At 45.8% G+C, this 22,510-nt stretch carries 18 protein-coding genes and 2 pseudogenes; 8 read left to right on the forward strand and 12 right to left on the reverse strand.

The window, feature by feature from the left end:
- Positions 1 to 25: 25 nt before the first annotated feature.
- The 3 genes from KJW29_RS23575 to KJW29_RS23585 form a co-directional block, all read right to left on the reverse strand.
- A complete protein-coding gene (locus KJW29_RS23575; protein WP_214626462.1) occupies positions 26 to 1,633 on the reverse strand; it encodes an extracellular solute-binding protein in 1,608 nt (535 codons plus the stop codon).
- 72 nt (positions 1,634 to 1,705) lie between these two features.
- A complete protein-coding gene (locus KJW29_RS23580; protein ID WP_214626463.1) occupies positions 1,706 to 2,575 on the reverse strand; it encodes a carbohydrate ABC transporter permease in 870 nt (289 codons plus the stop codon).
- Positions 2,575 to 3,534: an ABC transporter permease gene (locus tag KJW29_RS23585; RefSeq protein ID WP_214626464.1), complete on the reverse strand. Its 960-nt coding sequence runs from the start codon at positions 3,532 to 3,534 to the stop codon at positions 2,575 to 2,577. Before KJW29_RS23585 ends, KJW29_RS23580 begins: the two co-directional genes overlap by 1 nt.
- Positions 3,535 to 3,761: 227 nt before the next feature.
- Here KJW29_RS23585 and KJW29_RS23590 point away from each other — a divergent pair, with 227 nt between their 5' ends.
- Together KJW29_RS23590 and KJW29_RS23595 are read left to right on the forward strand one after the other, a co-directional pair.
- On the forward strand, positions 3,762 to 5,528 hold the full coding sequence (locus KJW29_RS23590) for a sensor histidine kinase (protein WP_214626465.1): 1,767 nt from the start codon (positions 3,762 to 3,764) through the stop codon (positions 5,526 to 5,528).
- A 14-nt stretch (positions 5,529 to 5,542) separates the two neighbouring features.
- Complete coding sequence (locus KJW29_RS23595) at positions 5,543 to 6,346, forward strand: response regulator transcription factor (protein ID WP_214626466.1); 804 nt, start codon at positions 5,543 to 5,545, stop codon at positions 6,344 to 6,346.
- A gap of 68 nt (positions 6,347 to 6,414) precedes the next feature.
- Here KJW29_RS23595 and KJW29_RS23600 read toward each other — a convergent pair whose 3' ends face one another.
- The 3 genes and pseudogenes from KJW29_RS23600 to KJW29_RS23610 form a co-directional block, all read right to left on the reverse strand.
- The gene (locus tag KJW29_RS23600; protein WP_214626467.1) at positions 6,415 to 7,701 is read right to left on the reverse strand and encodes a uracil/xanthine transporter; all 1,287 of its coding nucleotides are present in this window, start codon (positions 7,699 to 7,701) and stop codon (positions 6,415 to 6,417) included.
- Positions 7,702 to 8,069: 368 nt separating this feature from the next.
- Positions 8,070 to 8,252: pseudogene (locus tag KJW29_RS23605) on the reverse strand (MFS transporter); the annotation flags it as partial.
- Positions 8,253 to 8,339: 87 nt separating this feature from the next.
- Positions 8,340 to 9,731 carry an MFS transporter gene (locus KJW29_RS23610; protein ID WP_214626469.1) on the reverse strand — a complete coding sequence of 464 codons (1,392 nt, stop codon included), beginning with the start codon at positions 9,729 to 9,731 and terminating at the stop codon, positions 8,340 to 8,342.
- Positions 9,732 to 9,991: 260 nt separating this feature from the next.
- On the opposite strand from KJW29_RS23610, the pseudogene KJW29_RS36675 reads away from it, so the two are divergent.
- Together KJW29_RS36675 and KJW29_RS23615 are read left to right on the forward strand one after the other, a co-directional pair.
- Positions 9,992 to 10,176 (forward strand): annotated as a pseudogene (locus KJW29_RS36675) (MarR family winged helix-turn-helix transcriptional regulator); the annotation flags it as partial.
- Positions 10,177 to 10,250: 74 nt separating this feature from the next.
- Complete coding sequence (locus KJW29_RS23615; RefSeq protein WP_281426286.1) at positions 10,251 to 10,436, forward strand: hypothetical protein; 186 nt, start codon at positions 10,251 to 10,253, stop codon at positions 10,434 to 10,436.
- Here KJW29_RS23615 and KJW29_RS23620 read toward each other — a convergent pair.
- The 3 genes from KJW29_RS23620 to ribF form a co-directional block, all read right to left on the reverse strand.
- A complete protein-coding gene (locus tag KJW29_RS23620) occupies positions 10,385 to 13,666 on the reverse strand; it encodes an Ig-like domain-containing protein (RefSeq protein ID WP_214626470.1) in 3,282 nt (1,093 codons plus the stop codon). The two genes, KJW29_RS23615 and KJW29_RS23620, sit on opposite strands and share 52 nt — an antisense overlap.
- 480 nt (positions 13,667 to 14,146) lie before the next feature.
- Entirely contained in the window at positions 14,147 to 14,992 is an 846-nt protein-coding gene (locus KJW29_RS23625) for a pirin family protein (RefSeq protein WP_214626471.1), read from the reverse strand.
- A gap of 31 nt (positions 14,993 to 15,023) precedes the next feature.
- Entirely contained in the window at positions 15,024 to 15,998 is a 975-nt protein-coding gene (ribF, locus tag KJW29_RS23630) for a riboflavin biosynthesis protein RibF (protein ID WP_214626472.1), read from the reverse strand.
- A 100-nt stretch (positions 15,999 to 16,098) separates the two neighbouring features.
- On the opposite strand from ribF, the gene KJW29_RS23635 reads away from it, so the two are divergent.
- The gene (locus KJW29_RS23635) at positions 16,099 to 17,097 is read left to right on the forward strand and encodes an NAD(P)/FAD-dependent oxidoreductase (protein ID WP_281426287.1); all 999 of its coding nucleotides are present in this window, start codon (positions 16,099 to 16,101) and stop codon (positions 17,095 to 17,097) included.
- A 28-nt stretch (positions 17,098 to 17,125) separates the two neighbouring features.
- On the opposite strand, the gene KJW29_RS23640 is transcribed toward KJW29_RS23635, so the two are convergent.
- Entirely contained in the window at positions 17,126 to 17,779 is a 654-nt protein-coding gene (locus tag KJW29_RS23640; protein ID WP_214626474.1) for a helix-turn-helix transcriptional regulator, read from the reverse strand.
- A gap of 198 nt (positions 17,780 to 17,977) precedes the next feature.
- Between KJW29_RS23640 and KJW29_RS23645 the strand changes: the two genes are divergently transcribed.
- From KJW29_RS23645 to KJW29_RS23655, 3 genes are all read left to right on the forward strand, one after another.
- On the forward strand, positions 17,978 to 18,334 hold the full coding sequence (locus KJW29_RS23645; protein ID WP_214626475.1) for a HesB/IscA family protein: 357 nt from the start codon (positions 17,978 to 17,980) through the stop codon (positions 18,332 to 18,334).
- Positions 18,335 to 18,450: 116 nt separating this feature from the next.
- Positions 18,451 to 19,068: a superoxide dismutase gene (locus tag KJW29_RS23650; RefSeq protein WP_214626476.1), complete on the forward strand. Its 618-nt coding sequence runs from the start codon at positions 18,451 to 18,453 to the stop codon at positions 19,066 to 19,068.
- Positions 19,069 to 19,073: 5 nt separating this feature from the next.
- Positions 19,074 to 19,310 carry a DUF362 domain-containing protein gene (locus KJW29_RS23655; protein WP_087567506.1) on the forward strand — a complete coding sequence of 79 codons (237 nt, stop codon included), beginning with the start codon at positions 19,074 to 19,076 and terminating at the stop codon, positions 19,308 to 19,310.
- Between the two features lie 89 nt (positions 19,311 to 19,399).
- Here the strand turns inward: KJW29_RS23655 and KJW29_RS23660 are convergent, their stop codons facing one another.
- Together KJW29_RS23660 and KJW29_RS23665 are read right to left on the reverse strand one after the other, a co-directional pair.
- Complete coding sequence (locus tag KJW29_RS23660; protein ID WP_214626477.1) at positions 19,400 to 21,367, reverse strand: beta-L-arabinofuranosidase domain-containing protein; 1,968 nt, start codon at positions 21,365 to 21,367, stop codon at positions 19,400 to 19,402.
- 23 nt (positions 21,368 to 21,390) lie between these two features.
- Positions 21,391 to 22,488 (reverse strand): SGNH/GDSL hydrolase family protein, encoded by a 1,098-nt coding sequence (locus KJW29_RS23665; RefSeq protein WP_214626478.1) that lies wholly within the window; start codon positions 22,486 to 22,488, stop codon positions 21,391 to 21,393.
- Positions 22,489 to 22,510 lie beyond the last annotated feature (22 nt).

The raw sequence follows: 22,510 nt of genomic DNA on the forward strand, positions 1-22,510 counted from the left end.
GTTGCGGAGTTCCCCTTTTCCAACCTTATTTAACTTTTGCGTACCATTGACGTACACGATCTGTCACGACTTGTCCGCCGCTTTGATGCCATTCTTCCACAAACTTGTCGAATCTTTCGATAGGTTCATCGCCAATAATAATTTTGGTCATGACTTCCTGATATAACGTATGGTTCTGAATATCGGCGTATCCTTCGTATACACTGGACGGCACGCCTTCACCCGCTATTATCTTGGCATATGGCTGGTTGTCGATCAGAATTTGCTCTCTCTGCTGGAACAGGCTCGCGCGCTGTTCATCGACAGCCCCCCGCTCAAGCTCAAGCTGATAGAGCAGGTCTTCCAGACGAAAGATGAAATTATTGATAACCTTTGCCGAATTTTTCTCGAAGTCTTGTGGAAGAATGATTTTTTGTCCGTTTTCCACCTTATGATCAATTCCTTCAATCCCGAATATGACATCTTCCCTATTCGCAGGATCGTGGAACCAATCCAATATTTTCAATGCATTAATAATGGTTTCTTCCCCTTTATTCGCGATAACAAATTCCGGGCGGTTAATACGCGTTTGTGTCGTAAAGCCTTCGTAGCCCTCCACTTTCGGAACCGGCAACGCCGTTAACTGAACGTCCGGATTAACCTGGTAAATACTTTCTATATTCGCGTGGGTGTTCTTATTAATATGGAACCAGGAACCTACCCGGTCGGCATTAATCTTGCCCGTCCAGTCCGCTGCCTTGTTCAAGAAGGTTTCATTGTCCAGGAAACCCTTCTCGTACATCTCTCTCAAATTGACAATGGCCGCCCTCATATTCGAACTGACTCCTGAATAAGTAATTTCTCCTTCATAAAGGTCCCACATTGGAAACCCTTCCCACATGGCTACTCCGTACATGCCGAACAGAACGTCCATCCACCGTCCGAACTCTCTCCCCGAGATTGGAATTTCATCGTTGGGATCTCCGTTGCCATTGGCGTCCTGGTCAAGGAACGCCTGGAATACAGTCTCAAGTTCTTCCTTGGTTTGAGGCACTTTCATGTCAACGCGATCCAGCCAGTCCTGGCGAATGAAGGCTCCGTATCCCTCATAAAGCTCTACTCTTGGGATATAATAGATTTTCCCTTCACCCGTCGGATCGGAGGTGCGCACAACGTTCCAGATATCCTCTGGAATTTGACTCCAGATGTTAGGTGCGTACTCAGGCAAGTATTCAGTCAGATCCGCCAAAGCGCCTTGATTAATCAACGTACCTTCAATACCGCCCCAAGGCAGGAACACATCAGGAAGATCATTGCTTGCAATCCGCGTATTCAAACGTTGAATGTATGAAGCGCCACCTTCCCAAGGAACCAAAGGCGAAGTATAGCCTACTCCAGTCTTCTCCACCATCCACTTCGAATAAGGAGAATCCTTTTCGATCGCATTTTTGAAATTCCCATGGTTCCCCCATACTTCGATGTACGGGGTTTCTTTCTGCGTCTCCCCTTGCGAAGAGTTTGCCGTGCCTGCCGGTGTGGCCGCGTTGTTTGTTTCATTGCCATTCGGCCCGTTAGAACACCCTGCAATAAATAGAACCAGTACCATCATGAACATCGCCATACGGTTGATTTTGTTTCTCTTTTCATCTTGCATAAAACGTAAACTCCTCCCCTAAATCTCGATTATGGTAAACAGTTAATAATCAACTGAACAACCCGGTTCGAATTACTTGACAGAACCTAACATGGCGCCTTTCACGAAATACTTCTGTAGGAACGGGTACACGAGCAAAATAGGAATGGTTGCAAAAATAATCGTTGCAGATCGCAGCGTTTCGTTGCTGTAAGGGAGAATCTTTCCGAACCCGCCTGCCTCCATATCGACATTCACGATATATTCTCTTAGTTTCAGCTGAAGTGGATACAAGGATTGATCCTCGATAAACAATAATGGGATCATAAATTGATTCCATATCCCAACCGCATAGAAAATACCTAAGGTAGCGATTACAGCTTTCGAGGACGGCAGAACGATTCGGAATAGAAGCCGGAAATATCCGCAACCTTCCATCTGCGCAGCTTCTTCCAGCTCTTTCGGGAGCCCCTTGAAGAAGGTTCGCATAATGATCAAATTAAAAGCCGTAACTGTATAGGGAATAATTAATACCCATATCGAGTTGTATAAGCCATACGAACGAAGCGACAGGAAGTACGGAATGATCGGATAGCGGAAGATCATCGTAATGACAATCATAAACATTAAGATTTTTGTTAATTTGAACTCATTCTTTGAGAGCGGATAGGCGAATAAGGCGGTAATTAGCAGACTAAGGAACGTTCCTGTAACCGTCGCCAATACGGTAATGAAGAACGAACTCCATAGCGGCTCCAGACCGAGAATGTACTTCCAGGAAGCCCACGTGAATTGCACCGGCCAAAGATATACTTGCCCTGCCCCTACTGCATGAGGTCCGCTGAAACTCGTGGCCAAAACTTTCATAAACGGTATGAGCATGACGATAGATAACAATCCCAGAATGGTAGCGTTCGTATATCGAAATATCAAATCACCTCTGGATTCTCGCGACGAGATCATTACCACAGCCCTCCATCTTCTTGATATCTTTTGGCCAATCGATTGAATATGACAACCAGAACGAGTCCGATTACCGATTGGAAGACGCCAATCGCAGTCGTAGAGCTGTATTGTCCCTGAACAATTCCAACCCGATACACATAAGTATCAATAACATCTCCGACCGGAAAGGTCATTGGTGTCAGCAAGTTATAAATTTGTTCAAAACTCAAATCCAGGAAATTCCCAATATTTAATAGAAAAAGAATGACTACGGTTGGCATAATTAACGGTAATGTGATATTTAACATTTGTCTGATTCGATTCGCTCCGTCCACCATGGCAGCCTCATACATTTCGGGGTTGATGCTGCTTATGGCGGCAAGCAATACGATGGTTCCCCAGCCGGCGTCTCTCCATATACTGGTTAACACCGTAATTATCCGAAAGTATGATTCATCTTGCATGAACAGGATTGTATCCAGGCCGAACCATCCACGAACGGAATTGACAACTCCCGATGAAGACAGAAAATCAAACGTGAGCCCTGCAATAATGACCCAAGAGAAAAAATGAGGGATATAATAAATCGTTTGCAGCGATCTTTTGAATATGATATTTCGAATTTCATTAAACATCAGCGCCAGAACGACCGGAACGGGAAAGACGAACACGATGTTATATAAGCCTATAATGGCTGTGTTCTTCAACACTCTCCAGAACTGAGGGTAATCAAAGAGAGCCTGGAAATGCTTGAATCCGACAAACGGACTATCCATAATTCCTTTAAAAATCATATAATCCTGGAAGGCGATGACAATACCGGCGAGCGGAATGTACCGAAACATAATTAAGAACACGACGCCCGGCAGAACCATCACATAAAGCGGCCAATATTTTCGAATATTTCTCGTGCCCCCTCCTTTCTTTATCCTTTCACTTGAAATCGCTTTCTTAGTTTCGTGCAATCTGTTTGCCATTTGCATCGTTTCTCACTCATTTCCAACTCAGACTTCTCAACGGTGTACACCATTAATTGATTGATTTCAATTGTAGCTTCCGACATTCGCAATAGAAATACGACATTCTTTATGATTTAGTACGTCATCCTTTAGATAGCGCTTTCAAACAGCCCGTACAGCCTTGTCACTCCCTACTAAATCTTCTATACTGATGCTACGCTTCAGTCCGAATGGAGAGAGTATGCATGATGCTATATGTTTGGGAGAAATTTCAATCTATCAGCTTCTTCAAGAAGTTACTCTTATACTTTCTCGTCTTGTGTATCATTCCAATTCTGATTATTACTCAAACCTTATATTCGCAAGGGAAAAAGACCATTCAAACCTCTACTACGGATTTCATTCAGTTGTATGTTTCACAACTGAATACAACCTTAAACAACTATATTCTTCAAATCGATTACACCTCGAGAAGCATATTCAGCGATTACAAAATGATCGCCTATTTGCAAGGAGAGTCCGTTTATTCTACTGGAGAGCGTATTGAAAATAATCTGTTGATTTCCCGTCAGCTCCTCAGATTTTATGACCAGCTTCCCTACGTGGAATCGGTTCAAATCATAAGTAAAGAGGGCAAACCATACTCGACTGGCAATATTAATGCGCCTACAGATTATAAATTGTTGTTGGAGCAAAAATGGTTTCAGGAGATTCTGAAGGCAAATGGCGAGCTCGTTATCACGCCCTATTATGGCAAGACAACGCTTAAGGAGAAGGAGTTCGATGTGTTTACTGCAGGGCGGCTAATCAAGGATCAACAAGGAAAGATGGCTGGCGTTATCCTGTTTGAACTCTCCTCCGCCAGTCTGATTACGATGGATAACCGTTTATTCGATATCCGCGATCAATATCAATCCCAAATTTTGGTTTACAATAAATATGACGAGCTTCTGTTCGATATAAGCCCCGAATACGGCGCATCAGATCAGTCCATTATCAAGCGGCCCGCTGAGCTGGATAACTCGATACTAAGCATTACGGATCGTTCCTCGGCAACAGGCATTAATGTTGCCGTATTTGTCCCCGTTAAAAATTTATATAAACAACTGGAACATTATAAGCGCCTATCCATTTTGATTACATTATTAGTATTGGTTATTACCATTCCCGCTTCGATCTGGATCAGCTATCAAATTACAAAGCCGATTCAAAGACTCATCTATAGTATGAAACATGTCGAGCAGGGCTATTATCGTCCGATACTGGGGTCCCAGCATTCGGACGAGCTCGGTACATTAACGAAGCACTATAATCAAATGATTGTGCAGATCAAACATCTCATTGAAGATGTGTTGGCATCCAAAATCAAACATAACGAGGCCCGTTTCCTCGCTCTGCAAAATCAGATCAATCCGCATTGGCTTAACAACACGTTAGAGTCCATTCGAATGGAGGCGCAGTTGAACAAGGCCCCTACCGTAGCCAAGATGATTCAGACACTCGGCAAGCTTTTCCAGATTGCTCTAAACAAATCGAACCGCAAAAATCAAATTCGCCATGAAATGGAATATATAGATACCTATATTGCCCTGCAAAACATTCGATTCGACAACCGTTTTCATCTGCATGTAGAGCTTGATGAACAACTGCTCGATATACAGATTCCTAGAATTATCTTTCAGCCTTTGATTGAAAACAGTATTATTCATGGATTTCTGAGGCATGACCGTCATTATCATATTTATATTAATGGGAGTATCGGCGTTGATAGCTGTACGATCTCCATCAGAGACGATGGCGAGGGGATGACGGAGGAGGAACTGGCGTTCATTCGAACTAGTGTGCATAATCGAAGCACCGAAGAGGAATCTACCCATTCTTTAGGCTTAAAAAACGTTGTCGAACGTCTGCAATTGCATTACGGCGAAGCATTGGCCTTTCATATCGATTCATCTCCAGGCATAGGCACAAATATAATGATCTCCTTTCCTGTCAACCCGATCCGAATGTAAAAGGAGCCCTGACTATGTACAAGGTACTATTGGTTGATGACGAAAATAGAATCACGCGCGGCTTGCAACACATCATTCCTTGGGAGCAACTTCGTTGTATCGTAGCAGGTACCGCATACAATGGGGAAGCAGGCTTGAAGTTGGCCGAGGAAACGAAGCCCGATATCATCATTACGGATATCAATATGCCTTACATGAACGGTCTGGAGATGATTGCCGCGCTTAAGCAAAATAAACATCCGATTAAATTCATTATTCTAAGCGGATATTCCGATTTTCAATATGCCCAAAAAGGAATTCAATTCGGCGTTTTAAATTACGTGCTTAAACCAGTGGATGAACATGAATTAGAGAGGAGCATTAGACAAGCCATTGCTGAAATTGAAGACGAACGCCTTAAAAATGATCAAATTGCAAGCTTGCAAGCTCAATATGGCAAATTTAATCCAGAGCACACACATCTTGATGCCGCTGAGCCAGATGGACACCGGCAAAAGGGAATGATCCAGGACATTAAAAATTATATAAATGAACATTATGCAGAGAATCTTTCGCTTGTAACTTTAGCTGATCGTTTTTTCATTAATCCCAGTTACTTAAGCCAGCTGTTCATGAAAAAAACGAATACTACCTTTCTCAATTATTTGACCTCCGTTCGAATAAACAAAGCTCAACACCTGTTAAAGGATACAGACCTTAAAGTGTACGAAATCAGCAATCAGATTGGATACAAAGACACCAAATATTTCAGTAAAATATTCGAGAGAACTACCGGCTTAAAACCTGTCGAATACAGGAATCGGCAGGGTAAGATTTAGAACGGATACAAAGGTTAAAAATTCTAACAGACACCAGCGACGCTATTTGTCCGATAGACAGTGAGTAATTATGGGCCGACTTTATCCCAATTGATGAGCTTTTCAAGCAATATCGATAATAAAACGCCCATAATAAATCCATTCGTAAGCAAAGGCTGCAAGAGAGCGGGCATTCCGCTAAACAAAGTCGCGTCAACATTCATAATGCAGACCCCTACCAGAAGAGGGAGCGCCAAACGATGAATCGTAACGGAATTGAAATCATAACCTTTAATGCCTTTTAAGGATGTCCCCAATAATTGCAAATACGCGGCAAACAATACCGCATTCCCCACCGTTATGGGCAAGGTTGCCAGAATCCCCCCGAGAAAAGGGATGACTCCCAGCAACGACATCAACCCTCCGCCAATAAGAAAGGGCTTGCGATCGAAGTTTCTTGTACTTTCCAAAAAACCGATGCTAGAGGCAAATGTAGCATATGAAACCAGTCCCAGAACGGACGCCGGAATAGAAAACAGGCCTGTTAGCACATACGAACGTCTCAATTGGCTTTCCGTTGCTTTTTGCTGCAATAAATTAGAAACGGCTCGGACGGATGCAATCGTATTGCTTAAATTCACGAAGCTGGCCAGAAATGAAACAGCGATAATGCTGACATTTAAATTTGGCTTTCCAAACGGGAATATCGGGAAGCTTAGTGAAGACTCAACGTTAACGGCCTGTCCTGATGGAAAAACAAGCACATACAAAATCCAGCCTACGACCATTCCAATAAGGATGGAAAAGTTCCCGATCGCCGGTTTCCCTTTTATTTTGAGCAAAATGACGAATATGGCAATGCCTATGGAAAACAAACTTACGGGCATGTCCAATACCCCATCTGCCGAGGTCTTCAGCATGCCCTTGAAAAAGATTAAAATCAATTGAAACGTTAATAAAAATAAAAAAACATTCATGACCATCGGCGTAAAGATTTTTTGAATAAAGCCAAGGAGATTTAATGCCCCTAACGTCGCAACAACGAATCCGGCAAGCAACATCCCGGTGGCAATGCCTCCGCCAATCGATGTCAAGCTCATGCCCATGGAAGAGGCGGATGCGCTTAAAGTTAACGTTAACCCCCACATGACTCCGGAATGTCCTTCCAGAAGCGGATATCGGTGGCCGATAAACCCCTGCAGCATGCAAGCAATTCCCGTAAAGATCAAAGAGCTTCGCAAAATTCCGGCTATATCATGTGTCGGCAGATCGAAGGCTGAACCCACAGATAGAGGAACGACGACCGTATTGGCAAAAATAAAAAACAACCATTGTACAGAAGCAAGCGGTAATGTCCATGATGTATGTTTTAGCATGTTTTCATTATCCTATGTTTTGTTTAATTGTCAACATGAGCATCGATTCAACTGATAAAGGAATTTACATTCAAATATCCAACTTGCTCAGTAATTCATCGTACTTGTCTGGCCGTCTCATTAAGCCGACGTTTGCCCTCTGTTATCCGTACATCATTTACGTAATCGATTAAAATAATACCTGTTTTTTTTCTTGAAATACGTTGAAATATATCCACTCTATTGTTTTTGGTAGATTGGAGCAAGTTCCACAGTTGGCCTGTCCCTAGAGAAATGATCGCTCGCTTGCAAATTGCTTGCCCTACGTATCCCGACAACGCAAAAAAGACACCTGATAAGGTGTCTCTCTGATAGTTTATTCTTAATCCCTATTCCTTTGGAGGTTGCGATCGTTTCGTAAAGAGCGCCACGGCAAGCGCAAGAAGGGCGAAAATAAAGCCGAACAGAAATGCATTTTGCACGCCCGAAACCATTGCCTCCGTTAGTTCGACCGGAGCGGTCGGATCGGACGATTTCTCCAGATAACTGCGTTGTCCTGCAGTCATGATGCTGGATTAAGGAGATTAAGATCGGAAGTCTCTTTACATTCCCAAGCTTCAGAGAATTAGGAGCAGCGGTCGAAGTTGGAGCGTTCATCATTAACCCCTCTTCATTTGTTTCCTATTTTTGTTCAACCCGGGAACACCCGCGGGAAACAGAAAACGATACAGCACGACTACGGCAATGATCACCAGGGACATGACAATAAATATGTTGCTGTACACATAGGCAGCTTCATTTGTAATCAAGGGATTGAACTGCGTGGAAGCGGAGCCCTTGTCGAGCATTTTCCCGACTACGCTCATGGCCATCGCGCCAGAGATGAAATTAATCATGGAGAGCAGTCCCATGCCTACGCCTGTTTCCTCTTTGGACAGCGTCCTCGAAATCGTATTGGACATCGCGATCTGCATGAAAGTCTGACCCACGTTTCCCAGTATCAGAATAATCGCGATGACATATGCGGATAACCCGATAAAAGTAGATAAGAAGAAGAAGGCTAAAAATAACAACACCGAAGCGGCGAATACGAGCGCGAAATTGCCTCGGTCGTCGGCCAGCCTGCCGCCCTTGCGTCCCATGATGGCCGAGGCAATTGCAGCTGGAACTAACACGAAACCAATATTAGCAGGGGACAAACCGTTTACCGCCGCTAAAAATTGGGGAGTCATAAATGTCATGCTAAAGCTCATTGCCGTCGTCAAAAAAGCAAGCAGCAACCCGATCGAATAGGTTTTGTTGCGGAACAGCCCCGGTTTAATAAAGGGCTCCCCGGCTTTCCGAATCCGAATGATAAATAAGGCCAGCATGACAAGCCCTCCGAGGAACAACCAAACTTGCATCTGCGTAATCGCAAGCAAGAAGACTGCGACAGCAACAGCAAGCAAACCGCCGCCAAGGACATCGATACTTCCCGCTTTCCCTTTCGCATTATCCAAATACTTCCGAAAGAAAGGAAGCGTAAGCAGCGGAAGCAAGGAAAGGACGAACATGAGTCTCCAGCTTCCAAAGCTGGTAATCACTCCCGCAGCGACCGGGCCCAAAGCATTGCCAAGCGCCAGTCCAATCGCGGAAGTGCCGAGCGCCCGCCCTCTTTTCTCGGGAGCAAAATATCGGATGGGAATGATCATCGCCGTTGCAGGAAGAACAGAAGCACCCGCTGCCTGGATCACGCGCCCCAATATGATAAGCCAAAACTCATTGGCAAGCAGACCGATCAAAGAACCGATAGCGAAAATTAACAGTCCGTACGTCAACAAATCCTTCAGCCGATATTTATCCGCCAATTTCCCCATCACGATGGACCCTACCGCGTATACGACCATATAACTGGTCATAATCCAACTGACTTGCGAAGGAACGAGACTGAACTCCTTGCCTATCTCGGGTAAAGCGACATTGAACATCGTACCGTTCATAACCGAGAATATTAACGTGACAACAAGAATCTTTAGCAGCTTGTCCGCGTTTTGCGATGATGCGTCCGTCATAATCCGAACCTCTTTTCTATTCCTAGTAAATGATTCACATAACTTAAACTAGGTGTTCTCATAATGAGTATCCTCTGCATCGTTTAATACTGAGGATACTCATTATTATCTTGCATGTCAAGTTATATTCCAACTTACTTCGAACGTACTAAGAATACAAAACGTCTTTAAAAAAGGTCTGTCATTGCGGAAAAATGGAGACTTGCGAGAACCAGAGTTAAAATCATGAGCATTGCCGCCGGAATCATTTTACCAACGGGATAACCGATTTTGTTGATGCGCTCGAACAGGATAAGCTCCTCGTTCGCATTCCCGTCCAACCGACCGACGTGCCACGCTGATCCAGCTTACGGAACTCGCGCAGTCCAATATTGAAAAAGTTCTTGCTGTCCAGGATACAATTGTGGACAACGTGCTGGAAAATCTTTCGTCAGAGCAGCAGAAATAGTTTTTTGACCTTTTATCGCAACTAATCACATTCCGAGTAGGATTTAAGCGGCAAAATGACAGGTTATTTTATTGCATCTCTTGCAGGCCGGGACGAACCGATTCAACGAGCTCAAGCGGAATATGCCCGGCATTACGGAGTCTCTACCCCTGATATATGAAAAAAGCCGCCTGGACTTGCATCCGGGCGGCTCTGCAAAACGGTGTTATTTGCCTTTCACCTGCTTCAGCTCAATCGCGTTGCCGTCTCCGGCATAGTTGTAAACGTTGAAGTAACCTTCGGCAGCGATCGGGTTGCTCGGGTCGGAATCCAATTCGTTCAGGATGACACGAGAGCCCGATTTCAAAATGTAGCGTTCTCCGCCTGCGGAGCGGAGCACGCCAATCTCAATCTCATACTCGCCTCCGGCTTTGAACTCGTCATTCGGGATGATCCTGACCATTTTATGCCCCGGCTTCCATGTCTGAAACTCGATTTGGTCTTCCTTGATGACAAGCAGGTAACCTTTGTTTCCTCCCACCCAGGTCGGATCACCGGTTCGGTCGGAGCGCAGGGCAAAGCCGTACCAACCTCCGTCGAACGCTCCGAACTTCGTCTTGAACCGGAGCAACTTGCTGCCGAACTTCTGTCCTTCGTAGCCGAATACGCCTTCCCCGTCGATCCGGACATTTCCTTTATGGAACTCGACCGCATCGGAATCCGTCCAGCGTTTCTTGTCTTTCAACGCTTTATTCAACGATTGAGTAGAGTATTTGGGCCAGGACTTAACGGTTACGGTTGCTTCAGCCTTCAATTGTTCATTTTCGTCAGATACGGCCGTAATGACTGCTGATCCGGACTTATGTGCTATGACTAAACCCGTATTGTCTACGCTTGCGACCGCAGGGTTACTGGATACCCAGTCGACCTTCCGATTAGACGCTTCCTGCGGCAATACATTGGCGTTTAGCTGCCTTCTCTCGCCCATTTCGAGCGACACCTTGCTCTGATCCAACTCAATTCCCGTTACCGGTTCTTTGACGAGCGAGATCTCTTTCGTCTTAAAGGAAAAGACTCCTTCTGAATTCCATGTATTATCGATAAATCGCGAACTTCCTTGGGCTTCTACCTTCCAATAGTAGGTTGTCTTTTCAGATAGATCTTCCAGGATAATACTCGTGTTATTAACCGTTTCATGATGAACAACTTGCTCAAAACCATGATCTAGAGCAAGTACAAAACGATAAGCGGAGGCAGATTGGGAATGCTCCCAAGTAAATTCTACTTTCGTTGGTTCTACTTCTTCCGATCCGTGTATGGGCGAGCTGAGGTTAAAGGATCCTGTTGATGGCATACGGATACGTTTGTCGTTTTGATATAAACCGATATTATCAAATGGGATATCCTCAAAACCCTCTACTTGGTCGAATACGATAGATTCTGGTTTAAGGCTAAAATTCATGTTATCGGCATCGACAAACCCTGGATCCTGACCTGCATCTAAAGTTAAATTATTTTCAACCACGCCATACTCCTTGACAATATCGGCAATCTGCATTTCTCCAGAGTTAATCATTACATTTTTCCGTACGGAGTTACCTGCTGGAATGCCCGGGTTATCATCAAGAATACTCGCTAATTCCGGATAGCGTGAACTCCAGGGCTCCTCTTGGAAAGGTACTGCATATAAACTCGTGTACAGGGGTCCGTCCGGATCCATACTGTGTTTGAACCAATCCGGCAAACTATATGCGCGATCATCTATGAAAATGGACTGTACGCCATCTATGATGAGGTTATTCTCGATAGAATGATCACGTCCCCCGCCTATAACAACAGCGCGATACAAATCATAAAATACGTTCCCATATGTGGCGGCACTGCTCATGGCATCATCTAAATAGATAGCGTTGACACCGACTCTTCCGCCGAGACCTCCAATATCATGGAAAAAGTTATATCGAATAACATTCCCTCTTTCCGTCCAATTCCTTCCTGCATAAACGGCCCCCGCATCATCTGACTCTGTTACGACATTAAAAAACTCGTTATATTCTATAAGATGATCGTTTCCGTATAACACCAGAGCAGTATGAGGTCCACCATGAATAAGGTTATGGGATGCCGAATTTCCTACACCCTCAATTAGAATGGCTGGAGTGTATGTTCTTACAATTCGTGAAAAGTTATAGATGTGATTGTTATCTGCCACATTCTCGCCAGGTGTTAATGTCATTCGGTCACCGCCGCTAAGGGTAATTCCCCCAGCACCTGTGTCAAATATATCATTGTTTATAATTTGTAACTTTTTACTATTTTCGGTTATGATCGCTCTATTGCCTAGTTGTGCTAAAGTCATGTCATTAATTATGATATGAGATGAATCTTCAATATAAAAAGCATTCTTTCGACTCGTCCCCATATACATGCCTTCAAAAGAAATATGGGATGCATTCGAAATATGGATTAAATCTTCTTCTAAGACGGAGAGCTGAACACTGGCTTCTTCTAATTGCCCCTTTGGATATAAATATAAGCTGCCGCTTTCTCGATCCAAGTAATACTCGCCGGGCATATCAATTTCCTCTAAGAGATTATATACGTAATAACGTTGACCTTCCAAGATTCCGAAGGCGCTTGGTTGTACTGACTTTATTTGCTTCTTATCGGTATCAATCCAATCCACTTGCAGAGATTGATCGGACCAATCCCATCTCCAATAACCATACATCCATATGTCATTGGCTTCTGTCCATCGACTAGGTCGATCTCCATCGTACTCTATAACAAATCCTTCCCAAGGACCGACATCATCTGCAGGCGGCGGATAAATTTCGTGTGTCGTTCCTCCATCGATGACCTTCTTCACCGTAGCAAAGTCGTTGTTTGGCCACCGTGCCAAAGTTTGACTTTCCCCATTAATAAATAATTCTGGGGCTGAATATTGTGAAATTCCCTCTGGAAAGTAGTTCATACTATGCCCGTATCTCACTAATTCTCCGTATTCCGTAATTCCTTGCTGTGCCAAATCAACTTTAACTACTTTACCACGCGCACTTTCAACTAATCTGTTTAAAATATTTTCATCTGTTACCGTTTTAAATTTTGAAGCATCTATGGTAGCCCCACCCATAATTTTAACTTCTTCATTGTTATAGGCTTTATAGATAATCGGATTATCTTCTGTTCCTGAATCCTCCTCCGTTAGCTCAAAAGATTTTCCAAGACGATATTCTCCTCCTCGCAAATAGACCGTAATTCCGCCGTCAGGAAGACCTGAATCCGCTCTCAATTCTCGTATGGCATCACGAGCTTTCTCTAAGGTGGCAAAAGGGGCGCTTATCGTTCCTATACCACTTTCATTATCGCCATTTGGCGCTACAAAAAGGGTATGGCCCAGGTTCTCTGCGGATACTTCTGTAGAAAAGCTGAATCTAGGAAACAAACTTCCTAATAACACAAATGCCATGAAAACAACCATAAATTTTCCCTTTGCATTGTTCATCATGATCGCTCACCTCTTCTTATTTGAATAACTACAACGTTAACAAGTAATAAAACGCTTACAACGATAATTCTTAACTCTTCTACTTTGGTCGATCATACCCGTACTTAAATATCCCCTCCCTCAGAATCATTACCACTACCGCCTGTTCATCACATCACGCCTTCCTGCGATTTTATGTCTGCTTGCAATATTTATTTTGACAAACTTTCATCCGCATCATCAATCCCAAAACGAAGTCAACGTACCAATTCCGATAACAGGATTTGTATTTTGTATCAAATTTGATAGATTGGTCCAGCTGCTATTGCGCATAATAATCGGTGTAAGTTCAATTGGCCCCATAGATTCCCTGATCCTCGGATGTCGATTTCGCCAATGCTTCTACCGTTTCTGCAAGCTGACTGGCCCAAGGAAGATCTGATGGATCCGAAATATCACCTGATTCTGCACGCTACATTTGCCTGCATTTTCAAATTCTGTTTAATAAAACGTTCCGTTACGGTAATCTCTGTACGCTTGGGCAATCTCCTCTTCCGAGTTCATAACGAACGGACCGCGAGCAACAACCGGCTCTCTGAGCGGCTCTCCTGCAAATAGAACAAGCCGCAGCTCTTCGTTTGCCGTGACCTGTATACTGCTCATGCCCGCCTCATCGGCAGAATCCAGCCACAACGCTTGCCCTTTCCTCGCTTCGGCCTTATTCTCTCCGAACGTGCCGCTTCCTTCCAAAATATAAATAAAACCGTTATAGCTGCCCGGGAGGTCTTGCATCACGGAAGCTCCGCCGTCTACGACCATCTCCACGAAAGTGACTGGGGCATAATTCAGCGTGCTGGAAACGACTTCGCCCGACGAGCCCGAATAAACCCGGATCAAAGCCCCATTTTCCTCGCGGACGGGCATATCATTTGCATGCATGTTCTGGTAGCGAGGCTCCGTCATCTTGTATTTGCGCGGCAGGTTGATCCAAAGCTGGAGCATATGCACCCTTTCCCCGTCAGCCGGAGTCTCGTTATGGACGACCCCTCTACCGGCGGTCATAAACTGCAAATCACCCTTCTGAAGTTTCCCGCCATCGCCTGTTGCGCTGTCATAATGATTGATGTTGCCATCGATGATAAAGGAGATCGTCTCGATTCCTCGATGCGGATGGACATCGAACGCCCCTTTCTCGAACCTGTCTTCCATCATCACAAGAAACGGATCGAAGTCCGTCCAGCGCCCGGGCTCAAGAACCGGAGCAGCGCTATGAATAGGGCTTACTTGCTTCTCCGTGATTTTCCATACTTTTTTGATGCCGCGCGGTTTCATCTTGTTCGTATCCATTAATTCGCACCATCCTTCTTAGCCGATAAATTTAGAACTTGCTAATATTGCTTATTGCTTGCTCCGTATGATGCATCTGGAAATACGCTCTAGCCTGAAGCTCGTCAAGCTTCATCTGTTTGACGAGCTCTTCCAGATTGTTAAATTTAAGTTCTTCGCGGAGATAACTATAGAAGGACAAGTTTACCTTCTTGCCATATACATCGCCCGAAAAATCAAGCAAATTGGCCTCGATCAAATAATCGCCCCCATCGACAGTAGGCCGATAGCCGGCGCTAATAAGCGCATGACGATGCTCGCTTTCATTAGGACTATGGCAAATCTCCGCGCTGCCTGCGTATACACCTGCTTTAGGAGGAGCATATTGCTCGGCACCATGCCCTAGATTAATGGTCGGAAATCCAAGCTCTCTGCCCAGGGCATTTCCATGAATGACCTCTCCAGCAACAACGTAATGACGCCCCAATAGCTTCCCGGCAGCATCAATGCGGCCTTCCTTAATATGCGACCGGATTGTCGCGCTGCTTATTTTTTCATCGTTGTCCTTTAGTAACGGAATGACCGAAACGGCTATATTTATTTCTTTGCAATAACCAATCAAGTCGTTCGTATCCGATTCTCTCCCCTTTCCCAAATAAAAGCCCTCACCGACGACAAGGCGCTTGATATTTAGCCTGCTTAAATAATGGATGACAAAATCTCTAGCCGGTATTTGCGCGTATTTTTGGGTGAAATGAATGTTGTAAAACCTCTCTGCGCCGAGATTTTGCAGCAGCGCAATTTTTTGCATGAGCGGCGTGAGCGACCTTTTATATTCGATATTGTTCCTTAAGATCCAGTTGGGATGGTCCGAAAAGCTCATGACCGCCAGCATGCCGTCCCGATAATCCAATGCCTTCTGCAACAGCATGACGTGTCCTCTATGAACGCCGTCGAATTTCCCTATAACCAAAGTTATAGGCTGTGAGTCCTCGGGCGGCTTGGATGTAACCTCGATATACTCCATACGATCCCTCTCTGTTGTTGAAATAATAAAATCGATGCGTTAATATATTTAATATACATTAAACTATAATATATTTCAAAATATGAAGGAGCGAACGGTTTTGGAACTTGAACATACAGATGCATTTACAGACATCACGATTATTGGAGGCGGACCTGCCGGCATGTTTGCGGCGTTTTATGCCGGAATGCGCCAAGCAAGCGTTAAAATTATCGATAGTATGCCCCAACTGGGCGGACAGCCAATCGCCCTGTACCCGGAGAAGAATATTTATGATATCGCCGGATTTCCTAAGGTGACCGGCGCGCAGCTTGTCAAAAATCTGGAGGATCAAATGAGCCTGTTCCCCGTCGATGTTCGTTTGGAGGAAAAGGTTCAGCAGGTTATAAAGAGGGACGAGCGCCATTTTGAAATTATCACCGATAAAGCGGTCCATTACAGCAAAGCAGTCATCATTACCGGAGGCATCGGAGCTTTTGAGCCTCGAAGGCTAGAGCTCGCGGAAGCTGGACGTTACGAAGACGCAAACCTCCATTATTTCGTAAAAGACCTTAGCCTATATGCCGGCAAAAGTGTCGTCATCAACGGAGGAGGCGATTCGGCCGTCGACTGGGCGCTGATGCTGGAGCCGATTGCGAAAGATGTGACGCTCATCCATCGGCGGGACAAGTTCCGCGCGCATGAGCATAGCGTAGACAATCTAATGAAATCGAAGGTCAACGTCATCACGCCTGCGGAAGTAACGGGGCTCCATGGAGATGGGCAAATCGAGCGCATTACGGTTACATTCCCTAAATCCGGCGAGACCAAAGAGCTCCCATGCGATGCGCTTATTGTCAGCTTTGGATTTGTATCCTCGCTCGGCCCGATCTCCGACTGGGGCCTGGATGTCCAAAACGGTTCCATTGCGGTTGATACCCGCATGCAGACGAACATTCCGGGCATATTCGCGGCTGGCGATATTACGACCTATCCGGGAAAATTAAAGCTGATCGCGGTCGGCTTCGGCGAGGCGCCCACAGCCATTAACAACGCGAAGGTGTATATCGATCCTACGGCGAAGCTGTCGCCAGGCCATAGCAGCAATATGAAGCTATGAAAAAAACAGTGAGACCGTCAGCGACGTCTCACTGTTTTTTTTCTTTTTTCTTTTTGATGGAGTAGGTGCATCGCTGTCCGCCCTTGGCCAGACACTCCGTCCGCGACACATCCGCATCCCCCAGCAGAGATTTAAAGAGCTGAAGCTCGCATTGGCATGCATGCTGATACTTGGAAGCCACCTGCTCGATCGGACAGTTGTGCTCCTTCAGCAAATATTCATCGTCGTTAAGCTTTTCCCACTCGACCATATAACCGTTCTCATTCTGAATTTCCGCAAGCTTGGAAACGCGATCGGATATATCTTTGCCTTGCATGCTCTGATCGTATTTTTTCAACATTTTGTCTTTGCGGCCATCAAAGAGCTGATCAACCGCTTTTTCGCCAAAATGGTCCTCCAATTCATTGAGCAGCTCCAACGTTAACGTATGGTATTTTCGGGGAAAGAATCCCTCCGCTTGCCCGGTTAAAGTATACACCGCCGTCGGTCTGCCCATCGACTGCCTTATCGTTTTGGAAGCGATAAGATTGTCCCGCTCCAACGATTGAATATGGCGCCTTACAGCCATAACCGTGATGCCGAGCTCCTCCGTCAAATCCTTCGTGCTGAGCGCGCCTCGCGTCTTCAGGAGCTGAAGGATATATTCTCTTGTCGAAAGCTGGCCTTGCTCTATATTCGTCATTCGTTATCACCGTCCACTAACTATTCTGTTCCTATCGTATACCGTATCTTCTAATAAGATACTACCATCATACCATTTCCTTCGTCGATATGTGTCTGCCAGCGATTTATTTGACCTTTTATATACTATTATGTATAATATGTTTAATAAATCAATTCATACCGTGTAACCAAATTTTATAAACGAGGTGATTGCGCCATGATCGAAATTAGCGATAAAGCCAAATCGATGATTAGCGAAATGATTTTGGAAAACGGCATTGAAAGCTTGTTCCTTCGGGTTGGGATCGACGATGGAGGCTGCAGCGGCTTATCTTATAACATTAAATTGGACGATTCCTTGACGGAGCATGACCGCTCTATGCAAAATGAGGGCTTTAAAGTCGTTTGGGACCAACGGACCGAGGAATATTTGGAAGGCATGAAAATCGACTACCTGCACCAAGGCATGACAGGCGGGTTTACCATCGACAACCCGAATGCTAAAGCTACGTGCGGCTGCGGAGCCAGCTTTAGAACGGCAAACTTTAAAGGGACCCGGAAAAAATGCGATTAAATGAGGCTAAGAGGCCCCCACATTTTATATTAATTATACATTTATGTTGAATAAGTTTTGGGAATGCGGTATTATAGCCGTATAACAAATCCATTTAAATTTTGGGAGGAATGAAAATGTCTCATCAATTACCTGCATTGCCTTATGCAAACAACGCGCTTGAGCCCCATATTGACGAACAAACGATGATGATTCATCATGATCGCCACCACAACACTTACGTAACGAATCTAAATGCAGCACTTGAGTCTGCCCCTGAATTGAAAAATAAATCCGTTGAGCAATTAATCGCAGATCTTGCCGGCGTTCCGGAGGAAATCCGTACGGCTGTGCGCAACAATGGCGGCGGCCACGCGAACCATAGCTTGTTCTGGGAAACGATTGGCCCTGATGCTGGAGGCGCGCCAACGGGCGCATTAGCGGCAGCCATCGACAGCGAGCTGGGCGGCTTCGAGGATTTTAAAGCCGGCTTTGCCAAAGCGGCAACAACCAGATTCGGCAGCGGCTGGGCTTTCCTCTCCGTTGCTGGCGGCAAATTGAAAGTATCCAGCTTGCCTAACCAAGACAGCCCGATTATGGAAGGAGAAACTCCACTGCTCGGCCTGGACGTGTGGGAGCATGCCTACTATCTCAAATACCAAAACAAACGCCCGGACTACATTGCGGCATTTTGGAACATCGTCAATTGGGCGGAAGTCGGCAGACGTTACGAAGCCGCAATTCAAGAGGGGTAAAGCAGATGGCCTTTGTCATAACAGAAGCTTGCATCACCGAAAAAGCCGCCGATTGCGTGGATGTCTGCCCTGTCGACTGTATCGAGCTTGGCGAAGACCAATATTTTATTGACGGCGATATTTGCATCGACTGCGGAGGTTGCGAAGCCGCATGCCCTGTCGGCGCCATTTACTACGAGGAAGACCTCACGCCGGAGCGCCAGATCTATTTGGATAAAGCTATACGGTTTTTTAACAATTAACGATATTAAACAACGCACGCCTCCCGGAACAGGAGGCGTGCGTTGTGCTTAACGGCGACATCACATTCTTGCTGAAAGCAGTTCTAAGACTACAAACTCAAAAATCCCGTTTGTTTCAATTCTCGCGTTCCGTCGGGAATCTCTGGCCGATCCTCGGAATGTACGAGAATATGCCAAGTCCCTTTCGGAAACGCTTGTTCCATAAATAAGGGCTGGGGCAGCCAAACCCGGAATAGATTTGATTCACTGAACTCATTGCCCGCGGATGCATAATCGCACATAACCAGCTTGCTTTCTTTATGTCCGACGAAATGAGTTGGCCTGATAAGAAAAGGTACCTCAAATGCCATCCATACCCCCTCGGGTTTTGATGCAACAGGCACAAGATCAATGTAGGTTTCTTGATCGGAGCAGTTATCCAGGAGAACATAATCAATGTTCCAGTCCCGGTTGTGCTTTCGCTCCATCTGTTGATGATCGAGCCAAAGACTGACATGCTTCTCCGCGTCGGAAAACCGGCTGTCTAACGCAAGTGCAATCGGTCCCACCATAATGGCCTTATGGTTTATATTCCCCGGCGCCGTAATCACGCGTCCCCTTAAATCCAGCTTCAGGTGAATTTCATCCCCCGATTTCCATTCTCTGTGGATTTCCGTATACGTCCCGGGTATGCAGGCAATCCGCTCGCCGTTTACTAGAAGCTCGTTTTGTCGGCTCCATGCAGGAATACGAAGCTTTATCGTATAAGAACAGCTTTTACTCTGCTTTACCTTGATTCTAATATTATCCGGTTCGGGATAGGCCGTCTCCATCTCAAAGCCAACTTCGTCCCCATTGTTTACTCTCCCGCTCCAATTGCCTTGATAATACAAATTTATGGCTATACCGGAATCATCGTTCATGACCGCCCACCCAGGCGCGGTAAGGAGTCCGCGCGGACCGTTGGCCGAACAGCAACTGCACTGTACGAGTGGAACCTGCATATGACTAGGCACGCGTTCCCCAGCCAATGGCGAAAAATAGGCCCACCAGTTGCCGCTCGGAACCATTGCGCTGAGCAATGCATTGTATAGCGTCGTTTCCATTTCATCTGCCCATTTCGGATCGCCCGTAAGGCGCAGCAATTGGAAGCAATATTTGATCCAGGTTGTCGTGACACAGGTCTCCATAGGCTGTTCCAGCAGTTCAGTCTGCCTTTTAGCCCCGTCGCACCACAATTCGCCGCTGGAGCCGGAACCTACGATCATACTTTCCTTTTCTCTTACCAAGTTCGCAAATTTGATTGCCGCTTCAAGGTACTCGTGTTTTCCTGTTGCCCGGTACAATTCGCACAGGCCTTCATAACAGGACATCATCTCGTAACCTTTAGGTGATGCAATTTTCAGAGGTTCGATTCCCGCTATGGCATCCTCGATCAGTCGGATTCCGTTCGGATTGTAAGCGCTCGGTTCGCTCCAAAGCGAAACGAGGTACTCGGCGAAATCCAGGTACTTCTGATCATTTGTTCGCTGAAACAACAATACGACAGGCTCCAGGATGGAGCACGACGATAGTGCTTCCAAGAGCGAGAGCCCCGTTTCCGTCAGTTTTTTTTGGCCGGGACCGGATATCCGGATAAGCTCGTCCGTAGCTAAAACAGCCGCTTGCAATGCCTCCTGTTTTCCGGTCAAATCATAGTAGGCGATCAGTCCAAGCAAGGCATACTTTCTTCCCCAGATGTCCCAGTCCCCAAAATCGTTTTCATAGCTGCTGATGCGGCCATTTTCCGACTGCGTATCTATCAAACCCTGAACCGCGTCAGCCAAAATCGCTCCGTGACGTTCAGTTGGTTCGATCTGATAGGCCAGTACGGCGGAGGTAAACCACTTGCCCCAAAATTCCCCTCCCCAACTACCGCCTTCATCCGTTTTATCCCGAAACGGGATCTGAAATAATGCATGATTGGCGGCCATGACGCCGTTGTGAATGCAGGAGGCCATTCTTTGCCCCAGATATCCTTTAATACGTACGCTTCCGTCGCTGGATGGCGTTAAACGATCCGTTGCCTTCAATTTCATCTACCAACACTCCTTAAAGCACTTTATAAATTCCTTATAACGCCGATAAAACCAAGCCGGAAATTCGTCCCCTTGCAATTAGGGGTATTTCCATGCACCACTTCCAACTCAAACCGATGATCGCCTTCTTGCAACGAGTCCGAAACAAGAAAGAGAGAAAACAGCCCGTCATCTGACAGCCACTCCGGCCTTGCGCGGTCTGAGAAAACCCAATCCGAATCATCAATCCGGTAGTTGAATTCAGCCATCTTCCAACCGAAATCCAGACCTAATGCCAGACCTTTCCCATAAAAGGAGAACGAAAGCTTCGCTCCCACTGCCGAAGTTTCAAGTACTTGATCGATCCATACGTGATGCAGCCACCTTTTGAGCACCCAGGGACCTTCAACAGACGCGGCTTTCAGAGGAAGAAGAGATACGGAATGCCATAATCCATCAAACATGGGTGCCGGCAATGATGTGGGAGCAGCTTTCGATTCCGCTTGGATGGACCTTGCACGCTCCTCCTCAAGAAATGCAATCACACCTTGAGCATAGCTCAAACTTCCCCGAGTCGATGGATGGAGTCCGTCAGGCAGCCATTCTTCCCAACTGAATCTCCCTTTTTTGAGTTCGTTCAAAGCGTGGAGTCCCACCCACACGGACCCGATTCCATAATGCTCCGCCAGTTGTTCGAATTCCGCTACGGATGCCGGCATTTCTGCTTGCATCATGGTTGTATACATATCCTGATGGTAGGTGTATACAAGAATGACATCGCAATTCCCATTGGCAAGGATAGACCTGATCAGCGTTTCCCTTGTTTTATTTCTCTGCTCGGATCCGACAAATAGATCATTAACCGCATATTCGATAAATACCAAATCACATCCACGGTCAATGATATCCCGTTGCGCTCTAAACACCGCTAAATCGCTGCCGGTAGCCCCGATAGCCGCGTTCTCAATGCCTATTTTGGCGGAAGGAAATTGTTCGCCAAACCATGCGGCAACCGGTTCGGGCCAGTTGTTGCGGGGCCTCCCGTCCGTTATGGAGCCGCCCATAAAGCCGATCGTTATTTCCCCTTCATTTAACGAACGCCAAACATGCGACAATACATTTCTATTTGTAAATTCATTCAACCCTAAACACCCCGCGTTCAGC

The sequence above is a fragment of the Paenibacillus agaridevorans genome, from assembly GCF_018604145.1.
Classification (GTDB): domain Bacteria; phylum Bacillota; class Bacilli; order Paenibacillales; family Paenibacillaceae; genus Pristimantibacillus; species Pristimantibacillus agaridevorans.